Raw genomic sequence first — 18,940 nt, 5'->3', positions numbered from 1 at the left:
TCATGACCATTCGGGTGTTGATCGTGGATGACGATCCGTTGTTGCGGGCCGGGCTGAAGTTGATGCTGGGCGGCGCAGAGGACATCCGTGTGGTCGGGGAGGCTGGTGACGGGTCCGGCGTACAGGGCCTGATCGACCGGCTCGCTCCGGACGTGATCCTGATGGACATCCGGATGCCCGGCACCGACGGCCTGACCGCGACGGAAGCGGTACGGCGCCGCCCGGGCGCGCCTGAGGTCGTCATCCTCACCACCTTCGACGCCGACGAGCACGTCCTGCGCGCCCTCCGCGCCGGCGCCGCCGGGTTCATCCTGAAGGACACCCCGCCCGCCGAGATCGTCGAGTCGGTACGCCGGATCGCGGCCGGACATCCCGTCCTCTCGCCGGCCGTCACCAAACGCCTCATCACCCGCGTCGCCGACTCCGGCCAGGACAACCGCAAGACCAAGGCCGCCGCCCGCCTCGCGGACCTGAACGACCGTGAACGCGAGATCGCTGTCGCCGTCGGCGAGGGGAAGTCGAACGCCGAGATCAGCGCGACGCTCTACCTCAGCGTCCCGACCGTGAAGACGCACGTCTCCCGCATCCTCACGAAACTCGACCTGAACAACCGAGTCCAGATCGCCCTCCTCGTCCACGACGCGGACCTGCTGCGCGACTAACGCGGTTCGAGCACCACCACCGCGGTCGTTCTCGGGCGGCGATCGGCGTACTCGTCGAGGTTCTTGTCGAGCTCCTGCCAGCGGCCCCACAGCCGCGTGCGTTCCGGGCCCTCCGCAGCGCGGCCGCGGACCGGTCGTTGCCCGTCGACGAGGACCGCCTCGGCGTCCGGGTGCGCCAGCAGGTTCAGCCACCAGGCCGGTTCGGGTGCGCCCCAGCCGTTCATCGCGAGGGTGACCAGGTTCGGCCCGTCCTCGACGTACCCGAGAATCACGCTCCGCGGTTCCCCGGTCCGCCGGCCGATCACGGTGAGCCGCAACAGGCCGTACTTCTTGTCCCGCGGTCGTGAGAGACCTTTGCGGCCCTTGCTGGCGTTGTAGAGACCTCGATGGAACTTCCAGGCCGCGCGGACGAACCAGCGCGGTGGCAGCATCGCTTTACTCATGTCCCCCTCCAGACACTCGCGCACAGCGTCGCAGAGCGGGACGGCGAAAAGAAGGCCGGGCCCCCGGCGAGTTGGGGGCCCGGCCGATCAGGTGTTTCGCTACGACTGCGTTGCCCGGCGGAACTCTTCGTTCGGGGTCTGCAGGCTGCCGAGGCTGGTGACCTCGCGGCGGAAGAACAGCGCCAGGGTCCAGTCCAGGATCACGCGGGCCTTCCGGTTGAAGGTGGGTACGCGGGACACGTGGTAGGTCCGGTGCAGGAACCAGGCCAGCCAGCCCTTCACCTTCACGCCGTACAGCTGCGCGACGCCCTTGTGCAGGCCGAGGCTCGCGACCGAGCCGACGTACTTGTGCTCGTAGTCCTGCGGCGGCTGCCCGTCGACCACCCGGAGGATGTTCGCCGCGAGCCGACGCGCCTGCCGTACGGCGTGCTGCGCGTTCGGGGCGCAGTACGCACCGGTCTCACTCGTCAGGTCCGGTACGGCGGCGTTGTCGCCGGCGGTCCAGGCGTCGTCGACACCCTCGATCCGCAGGTTCGGCAGCGTCTTGACCCGGCCCTTCTCGTCCAGCGGGAAGTCGGTCGCGGCAAGCGCCGGATTCGCCTTCACGCCCGCGGTCCAGACGATCGTGTCGGCGTCGAACTCCTCGCCGTCACTGAGGATCACATGGCCCTTCTCGCAGGACTCCAGCCGGGTCTCCAGCCGGATGTCCATGTTCCGCTTGCGGAGCTGGTCCACGGTGTACTTGCCGAGATCCGTGCCGACCTCGGGGAGGATCCGGTTGGTGGCCTCGACCAGGACCCAGCGCATGTCCTCGGGCTTGATGTTGTCGTAGTAGCGGGTGGCGTAGCGGGCCATGTCCTCGAGCTCGGCGAACGCCTCCACACCGGCGTACCCGCCGCCGATGAAGACGAACGTGAGCGCGGACTTGCGCAGCGCGGGGTCGGGCTGCGACGACGCGACGTCGAGCCGGTCCAGGACCTTGTTGCGCAGGGCGATGGCCTCTTCGACGTTCTTGAACCCGGTCGCTTCCTCGGCCAGGCCGGGGATGGGCAGCGTGCGGGCGATCGAGCCGAGCGCGACCACGATCTGGTCGTAGGCGAGCTCGTACTCCGGGCCCTCCTCGGGCATCACCTTGGCGACCTTGTTCGCGTGATCGATCCCCGTCACGCGACCCGTCACCACCCGGCAGCCCTTGAGGGTCTTGCGCAGCGGCACCACGACGTGCCGCGGCTCCACCGAACCGGCCGCGGCTTCCGGCAGGAACGGCTGGTAGGTCATCACCGACCGCGGGTCGACCACAGTCACCCGGATCCGGCCCTTACGGGCGGCGCGGCGCAGGCCGTACGCGGTGTACATCCCGACGTAACCGCCTCCGACGACGAGGATGTGCGGCACCTGGGCTGTCATGGGGTTCACTCTCCCTGAGTGGATCTCCGACTTCATGTTCACTTCAACGCTAAACGCTCGTGAAAGATTTCACAAACCCTCTCGCGAGTGATCTCACCCACCGAACATCCCCCACCCGAGGGAGCTCTCATCCCCTCATGGTGGATCCCGCGGCCAGTACCCACCACCCCCGACCCACAACCGCAAGCTCAGTCCTACGCGGTGGACAGGCGGTAGACGGAGACGTGGGAGGGGGAGTCGGCGGTGAACTCGGTGTTGGTCCAGTCGGCGTGGCGGGACTCGAGGGTGAAGCCGGCCAGTTGGGCCATCAGGTCCAGTTCGGCGGGCCAGATGTAGCGGTGCGGGGTTCGTCCCAGGCGTGCCTCGGTGCCTTCGCCGAAGTGGAAGTGGTGCGAGACGACGTGTTGCTTCAGTACGTCGTACGTGTCCAGCAGGATGTAGCCGGGATCGGCGACGCCGACGGTGGCGGGGACGCCGGGTGGGAGGCGGCGCAGTTCGGGGACCCAGAGCTCGATCACGAAACGGCCGCCGGGGGTGAGGTGGCGGGCGGCGTTCCGGAAGCACTCGACCTGTTCCTCCTGCGTGAGCAGGTTCGAGATCGTGTTGAAGACCAAGTAGACGAGGGTGAACTCGCCAGGTGCACGAGCCGTCGCCATGTCGCCCGCGACGACCGGGATCGTCTCGGCGTCGGCCTTCTTCCGCAGCTGTTGGAGCATCGCGTCCGACAGTTCGATCCCGCTCACAGGTACGCCGTACTCCGACAGCGGTACGGCGACCCGCCCGGTGCCGATCGCGAACTCGAGCGCCCGCCCACCGTCGGCGAGCTCAGCCAGGCGCTCCACTGTCGGCCCGAGCACATCCGCCGAGAACATCCCGTCGCCGGGAGTGTCGTACCGCTCCGCGACGTCCGCGTTCCACAACCGATTCTGCTCCGCGGCCTTCGACCACTGCAGCACATCCTCGCCCTTGTCCTCGCCGGTCTTCGTGAAACCGAGGCGCTCGTACAGGCGGCGCGCGTCCGGATTGTCCCGCTCGACGTTCAGCTTCAGCGGTACGCCGGACCTCGCGGCCTCGGACTGCAACGCGGTGAGGATCGCCGTACCGACGCCGCGGTTCTGGACGTCCGGGTGGAGCTGGATGCCGTTCACCTCGACGAATTCCGGCGTACGGCTGACCCGCAGGCGACCGGCGCGACGCCCGTCGACCTCGACGACGTACAGCTCGGTCGCGGGATCCTCGATCGACTCCCGGCTCCACTCGGCGAACCGGGCCCGCCAAGCAGCCTCGTCGAAGTCGGCCGGCAGACGCCCCTGCGCGCCGGTAGCGGCCAGCGTCACGTCGGCCAGAAAGATGATGTCAGCGTCGGTAGCCAGTCGGATCCGGTGCATGCGAAGCAACTTACGCAGACGAATATCCGACCAGCCACCGGTTATTCAGCTGGTGTGCCGGCTCGACAGGTAGAGCACCACCGAGACACCGTACGCAGGACCACAATCACGCTCAGGTGCACTACCCAGCCACCCGACACCTCCTGTCCAAAAGCACACCTCAACTATTCGCCGACCAGGCCGTCGGTGGACTCGCGGAGAAGGTCGAGGTGGCCGAGGTGGCGGGCGGTTTCCTCGATCAGGTGCGCGAGCGCGTAGCGCAGGGTGAACGTCATCCCTTCCGAGTGCGCCCGCTCGTCGAGCGAGGCAGCCGCGGTGATCTCGCGGGAACGCGCGCATTCGGCGCGGTACGCCGCCAGCACACCGTCGATCGTGTCTCCAGGCTCGATGGGGAAGCAGCCGTGCGGATCCTCCTCCGTCCAGGGCCATTCAACGTCCTGTCCGGCGAAGTCGATCGCGAACCAGAAGCGCTCCACCCCGGTCAGGTGCTTGACGATTCCGCCCGGAGTGAGCGCGGACGGGTGGACCGGGTGGGCGAACGCCTGCTCGTCGGTCAGGCCGGTGGCTTTGAGTTCGACGGTTGCACGGAGGAAGTCGAGCAAGCCGGTCAGCGTGCCGCGTTCGTCGGTGTCCTCGGCAGGCCGGATGCGGGCGATCTCGGGCATGCGACCCACGGTACGGATGAACAGACCTTGTGAGAACTGTTGATCCGGTGGGGGTCATGCGCATCAATGGAGAGGTGGAGAACTATCGGACTCCGGTCCTGACGGCGTCGGTGCTGGTCCCTCCGGTGGTGTGTTTGCTGCTGACGCCGTTCCGGGAGCACTTCGACAACGCGAACGCGGCGTTGCTGCTCGTTGTCGTGATCGTGGCGGTCACCGTGTTCGGGATCCGGCTCGCCGGGGTGATCGCGGCGGTGTCGAGCGCGGTGTGGTTCGACTTCTTCCTGACCGTGCCGTACGACAGCTTCACCATCGACAGCAGCAACGACGTGGAGCAGGCCGTACTGCTGCTGGTGATCGGGATCGCGGTCACGCAGATCGCGATCTGGGGCCGTGAGCAACAAGCGAAAGCGTCCCGGCGGGGTGGCTACCTGGACGGCGTGATCACGGTCTCGCAGGCGGTCGCGACCGGTGGGTCCACCGACGATCTGATCGAGCAGGTGCGCGCCGAACTGACCGCCGTACTGGGCATCGACGGCGCCAAGTTCGTTGCCGGCAGCAAGCAGACCCAGGCGCCGCGGTTGAATCCGGACGGCTCCGTGACGCGCGGACCGCACGTCCTGAAGGTCGAACGCGACGGCCTGCCGACGAACGCCGAGATCGAGCTCACCGTCCAGCACGCCGGCGAGACCCGCGGCCATTTCCTCCTCACCGCCGCCAGCCGGATCGCCCGCCCCGACCTCGAACAACGCCTGGTAGCCGTAGCCCTCGCCGACCAGGTAGGCGCCGCCCTCACCACCCAGGACCCCGTCCGCCCGCACGTCTGAGCCTTGTATTGCAGGCGAATACATCGGGGAGCGATGGATATTCGCCTTTTTTGGTGCGGAATGGTCGATGGATTCTCAGATGTTGTTAAGGGTGGGACCGTAGTATCTCGATACGGCCCCGGATGTGGGTCATCAGGAGGAAGAGATGCAGAGCAGTAACCCGGTGCTGAACCGGTCGAGTGCGTTCGCGCCTGGCCACGGCCAGGCCTATCCGGGGGCCGCTCCGTACGGTCAGCAGAGCCCATACGGCTACGGCGGATCGGGTATGCCGCCGCAGCAGCAGTACCCAGGGGCTCCGGCCTCGAGCCGCCCCATGACGTTGGACGACGTGATCGTCAAGACCGCGGTGACGCTCGGCGTGGTCGTGCTGGCCGCCGCGCTGGCGTGGTGGCGGATCCCGGTCGAGTTCGTCAAGCCGGCGTTCCTGGCCGGCGCGCTGGTCGGGTTCGCGCTGGCCATGGTGCTGTCGTTCTCCCGCAAGGTGAGCCCGGCGCTGGTGATGCTGTACGCCGCGGCCGAGGGTGTGTTCCTCGGGATCGGCAGCAAGTTCATCGCCGCCTGGGTCGGTGACTCCGGCATCATCGTGCAGGCCGTGCTGGCCACTATGGTGACGGCCGGCCTGACGCTGGCGACGTACAAGTACTTCGCGATCAAGGTGACGCCGAAGTTCACCAAGATGGTGATCATCGGTACGGCGGGCTTTGCCGGCGTGCTGCTGATCAACCTGGTGCTGAGCCTGTTCGGGATCAGCACCGGCATCAGCGGTATGGGCCCGATGGGCCTGCTGTTCGCCGCGCTCGGCGCCGGCCTCGCGGTGTTCAACCTGATCCTCGACTTCGACATGGTCGAGCAGGGCGTCCGCCAGGGCGCCCCGCAGAACGAGGCCTGGCGGGCCGCGTTCGGCCTGACCGTCACCCTGGTCTGGCTGTACTGGAACATCCTGCGGATCCTCGCCATCCTGCGCGGCGGCGACTGACAGCGGGTACCGAACAACGGAAGGGCCGGTCCAGGTGGGCCGGCCCTTCCGGCTTTCCGGACGCTGGTCGTCCGGTTCCCGCTCTACGGTGGTCCCATGACCACTGCTTGGTACGACGCTCCCTCGCACGCCGCAGGCGCCGCACTCGTGGCCCGGCTGGCTGAGTTTCCGGGCGGGACGCCCGATGTCGACCTGCGGGCCCGTGGGGTGCGGGTGCCGACGGCGGAGGGGATCGCCGGTGTGGCCCGAGAGCTCGGGTTGGTGGCGAATCCTGCTGGTGCGCAGTCCCTCGGCGTGGTGATTGAGGCGGCCGAACCGGCCGCGGTGCGGACGTTCTGGCAGACCGCACTGGGCTACGAACGACCGGACGGTCTCGACGATCCGCTGCGGCGGGATCCGAAATTCGCCGTACGACGCCTCGAAGAACCTCGGCCGCTCCGCAACCGGATCCACGTCGACGTGGTCCGGCCGTCGGCGGCGGTGGACGAGGCGCGCGCGGTGACGGGGCGTGAACCGTCCGGGGCGTACGGCGTGATGCTGCCCGACGACGAGGGGAACGAGGTCGATCTGGTGCCGGGGGATCCGCTGCCGGGGACGACCGATTGGCTGGCGTTGTTCGCCGCGATGACGTTCTACCCGACCTCGTCACCGGCGCAGCTGGTGACGAAGGTGGCCGAGTTGGCAGACGCCGCGGGCATTCCGCTGATGATCGACGTACGAGCGGAAGGTGTCGTGCTCGACAGCGGCAAGGACCAGTGGGAGGACGGCGACAGCGCGGATCCGAACTTCGTCGCTCTGGCCACGCAGGTCGAGGCCGCGGCGAAGGATCTCGGGTTGCGCGCGGACCCCGCGCGGTTGCGGTTCGTGCAGTTCGGGATCGACGCGGTCGACGTACCGGCGGTCCGGGCGTTCTGGTTGACGCTGCTGGGCTACGCCGAGGACGACCGGCCGCACCTCACGGACATCTACGACCCGCGGCGCTTGAACCCGGTGCTGTTCTTCCAGCAGATGGAGGAGCCCCGGCGGCAGCGGAACCGGATCCACTTCGAGCTCGACGTACTGCAGGACGCGGTGCCGGAACGGGTCGAGGCAGCGTTGCGAGCGGGTGGGCGGCTGCTGGACGAGAAGCCTTACCTGGTTGCCGATCCGGAGGGCAACGAGGTGGTCATCGGAGCGCGAAAGACCTGCCCCTCCACCTGAAAGGGCAGGTCTTCGAGTTGTCTCCTTTGCGGCTCAGCCCATTCGCCGATGCGCCTTGACGAGATCGAACTCATGGACGATGGCGGTAGCGTGCCCGTGCGCGAGTGCGTACTCGCCGGCCAGCCATCTCACTCTGTCGTCGAAGCGCAGGAACGACGGTCCGTCGTTCATCAGCTGGAACCACTCGGTCATTGCGCGTCCGGTGCATCTGGGCACGGCCTCCACCAAACGCTGATGCGTCTCCTCGGAGTGGTTCAAGCCCATCTTCGCCTCCCGTTATCGGGGTACCGCGTAGTTATCGACTGTGCACCACGTGGCCGCCCGGAGGCAAGACTCCCGACATGAAAGTCGCCGCTCAGCGGACGCACAAGCCAGCAACTATTGGCACACCGGCACGGCGTCGGGACTGCCCTCGGTCGGTTCGTCCACCCGATCGACCTCGGCCTTCGGGTGCCGGCGGCGGTGGCGCAACGCGGCCCACCGGCCGCTGGGACCACGCGAACGCCCGGCGACCTCAGTGGCCGCGACCTCGGTGCCGGCCTGGCGAGCAGCCTGTACGGCGGCTTCCGCGATCGGCAGGATCGCCTCGCCGCGGAACTGCTCCGGGTGCACGAACGACTCGGTCCCGACGCCCATCGCGGCAGCCACCGACGGCAGCAGGGCGGCCGACGCGGCGGTGTATCCGGTGGCCGACGGGTGGAAGTTGTCCCGGCCCCACATCGACGGGTTGGAGGCGAACACCTCGCCGAGCAACGAGCCCAACGACACGGAGCGGCCGCCTGCTTCGACGACTGCGATGGTCTGAGCGGCGGCCAGCCGGTGGCTCCAGGACCGGGCGACCTGTCGCAGCGGCGGCATGATCGTCCGGACCACTCCGAGGTCGGGGCAGGTGCCCACCACCACCTCACAGTTCGCGGCGCGCAACCGGCGTACGGCGGCCGACAGCAACCGGACCGAGGTCGACGGCGGCATCTTCGCCTTCACGTCGTTGACGCCGATCAGGATGACGGCGATGTGCGGACCGGCCTGTAACGCGGCGTCGACCTGGCCGGCCAGATCCGTCGACTTCGCCCCGGTCTTCGACACGTCGACCAACCGCACCGGCCGTTCCGCCAGCTCGGCCAGGCCGGAGGCGAGCAGCACCCCGGGAGTCTCGTCCGGCGTCTCGGTGCCGTATCCGGCGGCACTGGAGTCGCCGATCATGGCGAAGGTGATCGGATGTCCTGGATACCGGCCGTACAGGCCGTTGCCCGGAGTGGGGTAGTACCTCGTCGGTCCGATCACGCGCTTGGCGTACTCGGCCTCCGCGGTCAGTACGCCGTACAACGTGGCACCGATGAGTCCGAGTCCCCCGCCCCCGTAGGCTGCGGCCTGGGCCAGTTTCTTGGCTGCCCGGGCTCTACTCATGAGTTAAGCATTACACGGCGTTACGACGACGCAAGTGAAAATAGGGGAAAGACACGAGCATCACTACAGTAAAGATGTGCGCTACGCAGACTCTCTCCTGGACCTCGTCGGCAACACCCCGCTGGTGAGGCTGTCCAAGACCACTGACGGTGCCAAGCCCCTCGTGCTCGCCAAGGTCGAGTACTTCAACCCGGGCGGCTCGGTGAAGGACCGGATCGCGGTCCGGATGATCGAAGCCGCGGAGGCCTCCGGCGAGCTCAAGCCCGGCGGCACGATCGTCGAGCCGACGTCCGGCAACACCGGTGTCGGGCTCGCGATGGTCGCCCAGCAGAAGGGCTACAAGTGTGTCTTCGTCTGCCCGGACAAGGTCAGCGAGGACAAGCGCAACGTGCTCAAGGCGTACGGCGCCGACGTCGTGGTCTGCCCGACTGCGGTCGCCCCCGAGCACCCGGACTCGTACTACAACGTCTCCGACCGCCTGGTCCGCGAGATCGAGGGCGCCTGGAAGCCGAACCAGTACGCGAACCAGAACAACCCGCGCTCGCACTACGAGACCACCGGCCCGGAGCTCTGGGAGCAGACCGAGGGCAAGATCACGCACTTCGTCGCGGGCGTCGGCACCGGCGGCACGATCAGTGGCACCGGGAAGTACCTGAAGGAGGTCTCCGGCGGCCGGGTGCAGATCATCGGCGCCGACCCGGAGGGCTCGGTGTACTCCGGGGGCACCGGCCGGCCGTACCTGGTCGAGGGTGTCGGCGAGGACTTCTGGCCGGAGACGTACGACCGCGACATCTGTGACCGCGTCATCGAGGTGTCGGACGCGGACTCGTTCGCGCTCACCCGGCGGCTCGCGCGCGAGGAGGCGATGCTGGTCGGCGGCTCGGCCGGGATGGCAGCCGCGGCGGCCATCAAGCTGGCGAAGGAGCTCGACGACCCCGACGCTGTCATCGTGGTCCTGCTGCCGGACGGCGGCCGCGGCTACCTGACGAAGGTGTTCAACGACGACTGGCTCGCGCAGTACGGCTTCCTGGCGAACAGCCGGCAGGGCACCACGCTCGGTGACGTGCTGGCCGGCAAGGACGGCAGCCTGCCGCCGCTGGTGCACACCCACCCGCACGAGACGATCGCCGAGGCGGTCGCGATCCTGCGTGAGTACGGCGTCTCGCAGATGCCTGTCGTCCGTGCGGAGCCGCCGGTGATGGCGGCCGAGGTGGCCGGCGCGGTGTCGGAGCGGACGTTGATGGACGCCCTGTACTCCGGCAAGGCCCGGCTGGCCGACATGGTCGAGCAGCACATGGACGCGGCGCTCCCGTCGCTGGGCGCCGGCGAACCGGTCACGAAGGCGGTCGAGCTGCTCGAGGGTAGGGACGCCCTGATGGTGCTGGACGACGGCAAGCCGGTGGGCGTGCTGACCCGGCAGGACCTACTGGTCCATCTGTCCGCCGACTGACCTTATCGGTCCACAACTGATGGGATGATGGCGATCAGCGCCGTGATCACGATGCCGATCACGATGGCTGCCGCTCCGGCGATCTGAAGGATTTCCATGTCTCAAGAGTCCTTCAGCACCGGCCGGTGGACATCGGCCTCCGGATCGGTCTTTCCTTCATCCCAAGGTCGTACGCCGGACTGCCCGGACTCCTACTGAAGGAGTCCGGGTTCTCCCTTAGTGGACTACGGCGAAGTCCGACGGATCGAGCCGCCGGGTGCGGCGCCAGTACGACATCGTCCACTCCGGCCAGATCGTGGAGTTCCGCCCGGCCGCGTCCAGGTACCAGCTCGTGCAGCCGGACTGCCAGACCGTGGAGCCGAGCTCGCCCTGGACGGTGTCGACGAACCGCTCCTGGACCTCCTCGCGGACCTCGACGTACGACGCGTTGCGCCGTCGCAGCAGGTGCAGGGCCTGCATGACGTACCGGACCTGGGCCTCGATCATGAAGACCATCGAGGAGTGGCCGAGGAGCGTGTTCGGGCCGACCAGCAGGAACAGGTTCGGGTACCCGGCGACCGTGATGCCGAGGTGCGCGCCGATGCCGTTGCGCTTCCAGTGGTCGGCGAGGTCGACGCCGTCCTTGCCGAGGATCGGCATCCGGGTCAGGTTCGCCGAGACGTCGAACCCGGTGCCGAGCACGATCGTGTCGCAGGCCCGTTCGGTGCCGTCGGCGGTGACCACGCCGGTCGGGGTGACCCGCGTGATCGGGGTGGTGACGAGGTCGACGTTCGGCCGGGCGAGCGCGGGGTAGTAGTCGTTCGAGATCAGGATCCGCTTGCAGCCGATCTGGTAGTCCGGGGTCAGTTTCGCCCGCAGCTCGGGATCGGTGACCTGCTTGTGCAGGTGCCGTTTCGCCTGTAGTTCAAGGCCTTTCATCAACTTCGGACTCCCCGCGAAGCCGGCGCCGCGACCCTCGAGACCCCAGTAGATGGCGTTGCGGATCGCCCGCTGGCCGGCCGGGAATCGTTGGTGCAGCCTGCGTTCCCAGCCGCCGATCGCGCGGTCCGGCTTCGGCGTCACCCACGGTGGCGTCCGCTGGTACACGTCCAGCTGGGCGACCTGTGGAGCGATCTGCGGCACGAACTGGATCGCCGACGCACCGGTCCCGATCACCGCGACGTTGCGGCCGCGCAGGTCCACCGAGTGATCCCAGACGGCCGAGTGGAACGTCGTACCGGCGAACGAGTCGACGCCTGGGAAGTCCGGGAGCTTGGGCCGGTGCAGGCTGCCGACGCCGGCCACCAGCGACTGGGTCTCGATCGTCTCGTCGCCGTTGACCGTGACGGTCCACTGGCCGGTCGCCTCGTCGAAGACGGCTTCGGTGACCTCGGCGCCGTACCGGATCTTGTCCGCGATGCCGTACTTGTCCGCGCAGTGCCGCAGGTACGCGAGGATCTCGTCCCAGGGCGCGAACATCCGCGTCCAGCGCGGGTTCTGCTCGAACGAGAACGAGTACAGGTACGACGGGATGTCGCAGGCGCAGCCGGGATAGGTGTTGTCCCGCCAGGTGCCGCCGAGGTCGTCCGCCTTCTCGAGGATGACGAAGTCCTCACACCCGGCCTGCTGCAGCTTGATACCCATGCACAGCCCGGCGAACCCGGACCCGATGATCACGACCTCAGCCATAGCGGGTCAGGTTACCGGCGAGTCACCCCGCGGCGGAAGATGTCCGCGGACCTGTGCCACTCACCAACCCGATCCGCGAGCAGCGGACGAGCGTGGAGCGGCGATGCCGGAGCGTGATTGGAGCGGTTGGTGAGTGTCTGGCGTCCGCCTAGACCTTGAGCCGGTACAGGGTCTCGCCGGCGTTGGGTACGACGAAGGTCTCCGGGTCGGACTCGTACGCGGCCAGGTCGACCGTCGCGGGGTCGAGGTAGGCGAGGTTGGCCCGGCGTACGACGTCCTCGGGGATGCCGGTGGCGAGCGTGACCCGGACACGGAGGTGCTCGCCGTTCACCGGGTCCCAGGTGCCCGCGCCGCGCAGGTGCGTGGAGTGCGCGAGGACGCCCCAGTGCAGGTCGCGGAACTTGTCCCACTGGCCGATGAAGTAGTCGCGGCAGTGGTAGCCGATCTCCGCGATCTCGGGGTGCATCGCGGCCAGCTCGGTGACGTGCGGCGCGTAGAGGATCACCTCGCCGCCGTCCGCGACGATCGGCTCGACCTTGTAGAAGCCCTTGGCCGCGGTCCAGATGTCGGCGTACTTCGGTGGCATCACCGAGACGACCCGCCGGACGGGATGCTCCAGGTAGCGGACGTGGGTCTGCGCGGAGATCTCGGCAGCCGCGCGCCAGGACGAGATCGTGTCGCCGAACGCGACCGCGTGCAGCGCGCCCGTCCCGGACTGGGCGACCACCGACAGGGCGAGCTTCTCGGCCGGGATGAGTGCGGCGGCCTCGTCGATGAGAGCGCGGACCGGGGTGAGTCCCGGCGTACCGATGATGTTCGCGCTGGTGATCAGGGCGCCGAGCCAGTGCGAGAAGTCGATGACCTCCTGCCCCGCGACCCCTGGGAAGAAGTACTTGTTGCCGCCGGAGAAGCCGACCACCTCGTGCGGGAAGACCGGCCCGACGACCAGGGCAACGTCGTGCTCGACGACGGCGCGGTTGAGCCGGACCGGGACCTCGTCGCGGAGCATCTCGTCGGAGATCTCACCGACCCGGTCGGGACCGATCGTGCCGAGATCGGCGAACGTGTCGGGCTTCCACCACTCGTGGTTGATCACGTTCGGGTAGTCGCCGCCCAGGTGCTCGCGGAGCTGATCCGGCGTCATCTCCGCATGAGTGCCCAGGGCAACCAGGATCGTGACCTGACTGTCCTTCAGGGCCTCGGTGACCGCCTTCAGGAGCAGGGGAAGTGGGCAGCTGCGGGTGGCGTCCGGGACGATCACACAGACGCTGCGGCCCTCCAGACCCGCGCCGGCCAGGACACCGCCGACGAACGCCGTCACCTCGTCCTCGGTCAGGACCTGACCCACACCACCGATCACCGCCGCATCAGTCACATCTCGCACCCTACCGAGGTACGGCGAGTGAGCCCAGATCGTCTCGGGGCGTGATCGCGCGAAAGCCCTTGGTGGACAGCCGAATCGTGTGATGACGCGGTAACCGGCCGGACGTTGACCCGGCGGGTGTCGCGGTGGACTATCGGTGGATCGCCTGGGGGAGTGAGCAGGGGGGAGATCCACCATGTCCGAACTCGTCCAACAGCTGCGGCCACCGGGTTTCGGCGGACTGCTGCTGCGCGACACCGACCCGGCGTACGACGAGGCGCGCACGGTCTTCAACGGGATGATCGACAAGCGGCCCGCGATGATCGCCCAGTGCGAATCGGTGGGCGACGTCCAGGCGGCGGTGCGGTACGGCGCCGATCAGGGGCTGGAGATCGCGGTCCGGGGCGGCGGTCACGGGGTGGCCGGGACGGCGGTCACCGACGGCGGCCTGGTCGTCGACCTGCGGCGGATGAACAGCGTTCAGATCGATCCGTTCGCCCGGATCGCGCGGGTCGGCGGGGGCGCGACCTGGGGCGACCTCGATCGGGCCTGCCAGAAGTACCTGCTGGCGACGACCGGTGGGCGGGCGTCCACGACCGGTGTCGCGGGCCTGACGCTCGGCGGCGGGTCCGGCTGGCTGGAACGCAAGTACGGGCTCGCCTGTGATGCGCTGATCTCGGTGGAGCTCGTCACCGCGGACGGACGGCTGCTGATCGCGGACGAGACGAAGAACACCGAGCTGTTCTGGGCGCTGCACGGCGGCGGCGGGAACTTCGGGGTCGCGACGTCGCTGACGTTCCATCTCCAGCAGTTGCCCTCGACAACGTTGGCGCTGCTGATGTGGCCGGCGTCGGCGGGTCCCACGGTACTGCGCGCGTACCGGGACCTGATCGAGTCGGGCGCGCCCGAAGAGCTCGGTGGTGGCGTGATCTACCTGACCGGGCCGCCGGAGGAGTTCGTGCCCGCGCACCTGCAGGGGCAGTTGATCGTGGGTGCGGCGGCGGTGTACGCCGGCAGTGAAGCGGAGTTGCGTGACGTGTTCGCACCGCTCTTCGCGCTGGAACCGGAGGCCGAGTTGGTCGCCGAGATGCCGTACGCCGACATTCAATCGGCGCTCGACGATCCGCCGGGGTTCCGGAACTACTGGTCCGCGGAACATCTGGCGTCGTTGCCCGATCCCGCGGTCGAGGCGTTCGCCGGCCGCGCGGCGGACATGATCTCGCCGTCACCGTCGCAACAGGCGATCGTGCCGTGGGGTGGCGCCGTACAGCGGGGTGCGGAGAAGTGGCCGCAGCCGCATCGCCAGGCGGCGTGGGTCGTGCACCCGTTCGGGATGTGGTCCGATCCGGCCGACGATGCACGCGGCATCAGGTGGGCGCGGGACGTGTGTTCGGACCTGGACGAGTGGGCGACCGGGTACGTGTACCTGAACTTCATCGGCAACGAGGGACAGAACCGGGTGATCGCGGGCTTCGGTGAGGAGAACTACCGGCGGCTGTCACGGGTCAAGTGCCAGTACGACCCCGAGAACGTCTTCCACCTGAACCAGAACATCGAGCCCGGCTGGCCTTGTTGATCACACGTCCTCGCGCTGCGCGACCTCGGCGGGGCGTGTGGCGCGCGACCATTGGGCTGCGGCGATCGCGGCGTACGCGATGGCGCTGAGGGGGACTGCCCAGAAGCGGAAGAAGGGAAGTTGGCCTGAGACGGCGGTTGCGGCGAAGACGATGCCGAACGTCACGAGACCGGCGACCGTGCCGCGGCGGCGGGACTCGAGCGCACTGCTCGGGAGCGGACCCATGTGCCGGTCGAGCATCGTGCCGAACGCGCTCAGGCCGACGAGTGCGGTGAGGATGAACAGGATCGCGCCGGGGAGTCCGCCGAACACGATCGCGACCGCGTTCAGGAACGTGACGAACGCGAACGCGACACCCACGTCCAGTGCTCCGAACGTCAGGTGCGACCGCCTACGGCGCTTGACGTTGTCGCCGGTCCTGATCGGGCCGGGCTCGCCGGTGAGTCGTCGTACGGTGAGAATCAGGCCGGTCGCGATCAGGAGCAGCAGCAGTACGCCGACGACGGACAGGACCACGGAGCGGGTGGTCGACATGTACTGGCGGACCTCGTCGCCGGACACGCAGCTCGCCGACGGCGGGAACCAGCTGGTGCGCGCGACCGCGTCCACCGCGCCGACCTTGCGTGCGCAGTCCTCACCCGGGGCGTACCAGCCGGGCATCGACAATGTGACGACCGTCGTCCACACCAGCCCGCCGACCAAACCCAACCCCAGCAGCGATCCCGCCCGCCGCCTCACCCAGTCCACGGCTCTACCCTCTCACCCGTGGACTCCTACCTCGCCCAGCTCCGCCGCGACGTCGGCTCCCGCCTGCTGTTGCTGCCTGGGGCGCAGGTCCTCGCGATCGATGCGGACGATCGCATCCTGTTCCAGAGGAGTCGCGACTCCGGTCTGTGGGAGCTCCCAGCAGGCGGAGCAGAACCAGGCGACAGCTTCCGACGTACGGCGGCCCGCGAGTTCTCCGAGGAGACCGGGCTGACTGTTGCGGAGGAGGAGCTGGTCCCGTTCGCGAGCCTGTCGCGTGCCGACGTACACACGCTGACCTATCCGAACGGCGATGTCGTCCAGTGCTTCGCGCTCTGCTTCGAGGCGCGCAGCTGGACCGGCACGCTGCGACCTGGCGAGGACGAGGTCGTCGAGGCCGGATTCTTCGCGGCTCCGCCTGGACCGATGCATCCGCCGACCGAGGTCGTCCTGCGACTGTACGGCGCGTTCCGGGAGACCGGCTTGTTCCAGGCTCATTGACCTCGTGCTGCGGGGCCGGTAATGTGCCCCACCCCTAGCGACGAATTTCTGCAGGCGGGTGGGATTCCCATCCGGTTCTGTGGAGGTTGTCGTGACGAGGGATTTTCGGTGGTTGCTGGTCGGACAGACGACCAGTCAGTTCGGGGCGCAGGTCAGTGGCGTGGCGATTCCGCTGCTGGCGGTGCTGGGTCTGGGCGCCACGCCGTTCGAGCTCGGGATGGTGTCGGCGTCGAGCACGATCGGCTTCGCGCTGATCGGGTTGCCGGCCGGGGCCTGGGTGGATCGTTGCCGTCGGCGCCCGATCCTGGTGGCGAGCGATCTGGTCCGCGCCGGGCTGCTCGTCTCGATCCCGGTCGCCGCGGCGTTCGGCGTACTGTCGCTGCTCCAGCTGATGGTGGTGTCGCTGCTGGCCGGGTTCGCACGGGTGTTCTTCGATGTGGGCTACCAGAGTTATCTGCCCGCGGTGGTCGGCAAGGACCGGCTGCTGGCCGGGAACGCTGCGCTGGAGACGATCCGTGCCTCGGGCCAGGTCGCGGGTCCGGGCGCCGGCGGGTGGCTGGTGTCCGCGATCGGCGCGGCGAACGTCGTACTGATCCAAGCCGTCTCGTTCGTCGTGTCGGCGGTGTCGCTGCTGGCGATCCGCTCGGAGGAGCACGTCGTACGGCGTGAGTCGCGCGGGCTGTGGCCTGAGATCCGGGAGGGGCTGGCGTACGTCGCGCGGCACCGTACGATCCGGGCGATCGCGGTCACGAGCGCGGTGAACAACTTCGCTTTCGCGATCGCGTCGGCGGTGAACCTGGTCTTCCTGGTCCGCACGTTGCGGTTGACCCCCACGTGGGTCGGGATCGTACTGGCGATCGGGTCGGTGGCGGCGATGCTCGGGGCCGCGGCGACGCCACGGCTGGCGCGGTGGTTCGGTCCGGAGCGGATCATCTGGGTGTCGCTCGTCTTCGCCGGCGTACTGGGCCTGCTGACTCCGTTCGCCCAGCCCGGCGGGTTGACGGTCCTGGCGGTGATCGGGCTCGCGGCCGGCGAGTTCGGTCAGCTCATCTACGCGATCACCAGCGTGACGCTTCGGCAGCGCGTCGTACCGCAGGAACTGCTCGGCCGCGTCAACGCGACGATGCGCTTCCTGCTGATGGGCTTGTTCCCGGTGGGCGCACTGCTCGGCGGCGTCCTCGGTACGGCGTTCGGCGCCCGGACGACCCTCCTGATCGCCGGCGGGCTGATCGCAATCTCCTGGCTCCCGGTCTACGCGGCGATTTCCCGGGCCGGCGGGAACACGAACCCTGGCGGAGCGGCGCTCAGCGAGGTTCCCTCGGAGGAAGGGAGGGAATCATGAGCGAACGAACAGACTTCCTACGGTGGGTCGAGACCGAGCTCCGGGATGCCGAGCTGGCAATCCACAACGGTGATGCCGATCCGCGACGAGCCATCTGGTCGACGCGTGATCCGGTCACCGTCTTCGGAGCCTGGCTGACCGCTACGACGGCCGCCGACGCGGAGATCGTCTTCCGACGGCTCGAGGAGAACTTCTCCGACTGCACGTCGTACAAGTTCGAGCTGGTCTCGGCCGACGTCGACCACGACCTGGCCTACACGATCGGCTACGAGCACACGTCCACGACCTGGCAGGCCGAATCGACCTCCTACACGTTGCGTGTCACGCAGCTCTACCGACGCGAAAACGGCAGCTGGAAGGTCTTCCACCGCCACGCCGACCGGATGGATTAGGTCCTGCCATCGCCTATCGGGGCAGGTGGTTCACCTGGTCGCGGAGGTAGTCGGTGGCGGAGCGGGGCGTGATGCCGCGGCTGCGGAGCGGTTCGTCGGTCCAGGTGGCGTCCGGCCCGGACTGGAGGAGGCCGCCGCCGAAGACCGATGCGAGCGCGTCGTTGCGCCGGCTCAGCAGTCGGACCGCGAGGCGGGCGACCGGTGCCGGCATCCGCTGTACTTTCATCCGGCGATGGGTGAGGTCCTCGGCGACGGCGACCGCCTCCTTCCGGCTGAGCGCCTCCGGGCCGCCGAACTCGATCACGGCGGGCGGATCGGGCTCCACCGCGACCGCGGCGATCAGGGCCGCGGCGTCGTCCGTGCTCACCCAGCGCACCTTTGCGTCGCCGGACCCGATCAGCGCAACTTTGCCGTTGGCAACATCGAAGCGGCCCAACGGGGCAAGGTGAACCTCCTGGAACGCGTCCGGCCGGACGATCACACTGCGCATCGCCGATCGCCGCAGCCTGTCCTCGATCGCCCGCTTGGCGTGCTCCAGCGGTGTCCCGACCGTCGAGCTGATCCCGGCGTACGAGACGTAGACGAACCGCCGTACGCCGGCCTCCTCGGCGGCGTCGACGAGCGCGGCCGTCCCGAGTTCGTCGATCTCGTGGATCGAGGGACCACGTGCGCCGCCGAGCAGCCGCGTGATCGCTGTCGCGGTCGAGACAACCGTGTCCACGTCCTGACACGCCGCGCGGAGACTCGCGGCGTCCGTCAGATCGCCCCGCGCGACCTCCGCACCAGCCTTCTCGAGCCCGGCTGCGTCACTCGCCGGCCGGACCAGGCACCGTACCCCGAGCCCTCGCTCCAGCAGCAGCCGGACAACCCGCCCACCCAACTCCCCGGTTCCACCAACGACCAGAATCATCGGAGCCACCCCCGTCTCCGAC

At 68.5% G+C, this 18,940-nt stretch carries 19 protein-coding genes; 9 read left to right on the top strand and 10 right to left on the bottom strand.

Annotated elements, in window-relative coordinates; all coding sequences use genetic code 11:
- Nucleotides 1–2 precede the first annotated feature (2 nt).
- Complete coding sequence (locus EV137_RS27140; protein WP_134006507.1) at nt 3–662, top strand: response regulator; 660 nt, start codon at nt 3–5, stop codon at nt 660–662.
- On the opposite strand, the gene EV137_RS27135 is transcribed toward EV137_RS27140, so the two are convergent.
- The 4 genes from EV137_RS27135 to EV137_RS27120 form a co-directional block, all read right to left on the bottom strand.
- Nucleotides 659–1,105 carry a nitroreductase/quinone reductase family protein gene (locus EV137_RS27135; protein WP_134131286.1) on the bottom strand — a complete coding sequence of 149 codons (447 nt, stop codon included), beginning with the start codon at nt 1,103–1,105 and terminating at the stop codon, nt 659–661. The two genes, EV137_RS27140 and EV137_RS27135, sit on opposite strands and share 4 nt — an antisense overlap.
- Nucleotides 1,106–1,204: 99 nt before the next feature.
- Nucleotides 1,205–2,512: an NAD(P)/FAD-dependent oxidoreductase gene (locus EV137_RS27130; RefSeq protein WP_133782922.1), complete on the bottom strand. Its 1,308-nt coding sequence runs from the start codon at nt 2,510–2,512 to the stop codon at nt 1,205–1,207.
- A 194-nt stretch (nt 2,513–2,706) separates the two neighbouring features.
- Nucleotides 2,707–3,900: a GNAT family N-acetyltransferase gene (locus tag EV137_RS27125; protein ID WP_134131285.1), complete on the bottom strand. Its 1,194-nt coding sequence runs from the start codon at nt 3,898–3,900 to the stop codon at nt 2,707–2,709.
- 164 nt (nt 3,901–4,064) lie between these two features.
- Nucleotides 4,065–4,565, bottom strand: coding sequence for a DinB family protein (locus tag EV137_RS27120; RefSeq protein WP_134131284.1), 501 nt, complete (start codon nt 4,563–4,565; stop codon nt 4,065–4,067).
- A 56-nt stretch (nt 4,566–4,621) separates the two neighbouring features.
- On the opposite strand from EV137_RS27120, the gene EV137_RS27115 reads away from it, so the two are divergent.
- From EV137_RS27115 to EV137_RS27105, 3 genes are all read left to right on the top strand, one after another.
- Nucleotides 4,622–5,389 (top strand): DUF4118 domain-containing protein, encoded by a 768-nt coding sequence (locus EV137_RS27115; protein ID WP_238175583.1) that lies wholly within the window; start codon nt 4,622–4,624, stop codon nt 5,387–5,389.
- Between the two features lie 145 nt (nt 5,390–5,534).
- Nucleotides 5,535–6,365 (top strand): Bax inhibitor-1/YccA family protein, encoded by an 831-nt coding sequence (locus EV137_RS27110; protein WP_134006515.1) that lies wholly within the window; start codon nt 5,535–5,537, stop codon nt 6,363–6,365.
- 96 nt (nt 6,366–6,461) lie between these two features.
- Nucleotides 6,462–7,565 (top strand): VOC family protein, encoded by a 1,104-nt coding sequence (locus tag EV137_RS27105; RefSeq protein ID WP_134131283.1) that lies wholly within the window; start codon nt 6,462–6,464, stop codon nt 7,563–7,565.
- A gap of 33 nt (nt 7,566–7,598) precedes the next feature.
- Here EV137_RS27105 and EV137_RS27100 read toward each other — a convergent pair whose 3' ends face one another.
- Nucleotides 7,599–7,829, bottom strand: a complete 231-nt coding sequence (locus EV137_RS27100; protein ID WP_130384213.1) for a DUF4287 domain-containing protein — start codon at nt 7,827–7,829, stop codon at nt 7,599–7,601.
- 114 nt (nt 7,830–7,943) lie between these two features.
- The gene (locus EV137_RS27095; RefSeq protein WP_134131282.1) at nt 7,944–8,972 is read right to left on the bottom strand and encodes an SGNH/GDSL hydrolase family protein; all 1,029 of its coding nucleotides are present in this window, start codon (nt 8,970–8,972) and stop codon (nt 7,944–7,946) included.
- 76 nt (nt 8,973–9,048) lie between these two features.
- Between EV137_RS27095 and EV137_RS27090 the strand changes: the two genes are divergently transcribed.
- Entirely contained in the window at nt 9,049–10,422 is a 1,374-nt protein-coding gene (locus tag EV137_RS27090) for a cystathionine beta-synthase (protein WP_134006521.1), read from the top strand.
- Nucleotides 10,423–10,638: 216 nt separating this feature from the next.
- On the opposite strand, the gene EV137_RS27085 is transcribed toward EV137_RS27090, so the two are convergent.
- Both EV137_RS27085 and EV137_RS27080 read right to left on the bottom strand, forming a co-directional pair.
- Nucleotides 10,639–12,090: a flavin-containing monooxygenase gene (locus EV137_RS27085; protein ID WP_134131281.1), complete on the bottom strand. Its 1,452-nt coding sequence runs from the start codon at nt 12,088–12,090 to the stop codon at nt 10,639–10,641.
- Between the two features lie 148 nt (nt 12,091–12,238).
- Nucleotides 12,239–13,465, bottom strand: a complete 1,227-nt coding sequence (locus tag EV137_RS27080; protein WP_238175582.1) for a lactate racemase domain-containing protein — start codon at nt 13,463–13,465, stop codon at nt 12,239–12,241.
- A gap of 184 nt (nt 13,466–13,649) precedes the next feature.
- Between EV137_RS27080 and EV137_RS27075 the strand changes: the two genes are divergently transcribed.
- The gene (locus tag EV137_RS27075) at nt 13,650–15,029 is read left to right on the top strand and encodes an FAD-binding oxidoreductase (RefSeq protein ID WP_134131279.1); all 1,380 of its coding nucleotides are present in this window, start codon (nt 13,650–13,652) and stop codon (nt 15,027–15,029) included.
- Here the strand turns inward: EV137_RS27075 and EV137_RS27070 are convergent, their stop codons facing one another.
- Nucleotides 15,030–15,776 carry a hypothetical protein gene (locus EV137_RS27070; RefSeq protein WP_134131278.1) on the bottom strand — a complete coding sequence of 249 codons (747 nt, stop codon included), beginning with the start codon at nt 15,774–15,776 and terminating at the stop codon, nt 15,030–15,032.
- An 18-nt stretch (nt 15,777–15,794) separates the two neighbouring features.
- On the opposite strand from EV137_RS27070, the gene EV137_RS27065 reads away from it, so the two are divergent.
- The 3 genes from EV137_RS27065 (at nt 15,795) to EV137_RS27055 (ending at nt 18,008) form a co-directional block, all read left to right on the top strand.
- Nucleotides 15,795–16,274: an NUDIX domain-containing protein gene (locus EV137_RS27065; protein ID WP_134131277.1), complete on the top strand. Its 480-nt coding sequence runs from the start codon at nt 15,795–15,797 to the stop codon at nt 16,272–16,274.
- A 91-nt stretch (nt 16,275–16,365) separates the two neighbouring features.
- The gene (locus tag EV137_RS27060; protein ID WP_238175581.1) at nt 16,366–17,616 is read left to right on the top strand and encodes an MFS transporter; all 1,251 of its coding nucleotides are present in this window, start codon (nt 16,366–16,368) and stop codon (nt 17,614–17,616) included.
- Nucleotides 17,613–18,008: a nuclear transport factor 2 family protein gene (locus tag EV137_RS27055; RefSeq protein WP_134131275.1), complete on the top strand. Its 396-nt coding sequence runs from the start codon at nt 17,613–17,615 to the stop codon at nt 18,006–18,008. The genes EV137_RS27060 and EV137_RS27055 overlap by 4 nt, the downstream gene beginning before the upstream one ends.
- A 13-nt stretch (nt 18,009–18,021) precedes the next feature.
- Here the strand turns inward: EV137_RS27055 and EV137_RS27050 are convergent, their stop codons facing one another.
- Nucleotides 18,022–18,918 carry an SDR family oxidoreductase gene (locus EV137_RS27050; RefSeq protein ID WP_134131274.1) on the bottom strand — a complete coding sequence of 299 codons (897 nt, stop codon included), beginning with the start codon at nt 18,916–18,918 and terminating at the stop codon, nt 18,022–18,024.
- Between the last annotated feature and the right edge of the window lie 22 nt (nt 18,919–18,940).

This window comes from Kribbella pratensis, from assembly GCF_004366075.1.
GTDB lineage: Bacteria > Actinomycetota > Actinomycetes > Propionibacteriales > Kribbellaceae > Kribbella > Kribbella pratensis.
The sequence above is the reverse complement of the archived record's forward strand: the minus strand, read 5'-3'. Positions and strand labels throughout refer to the sequence as shown.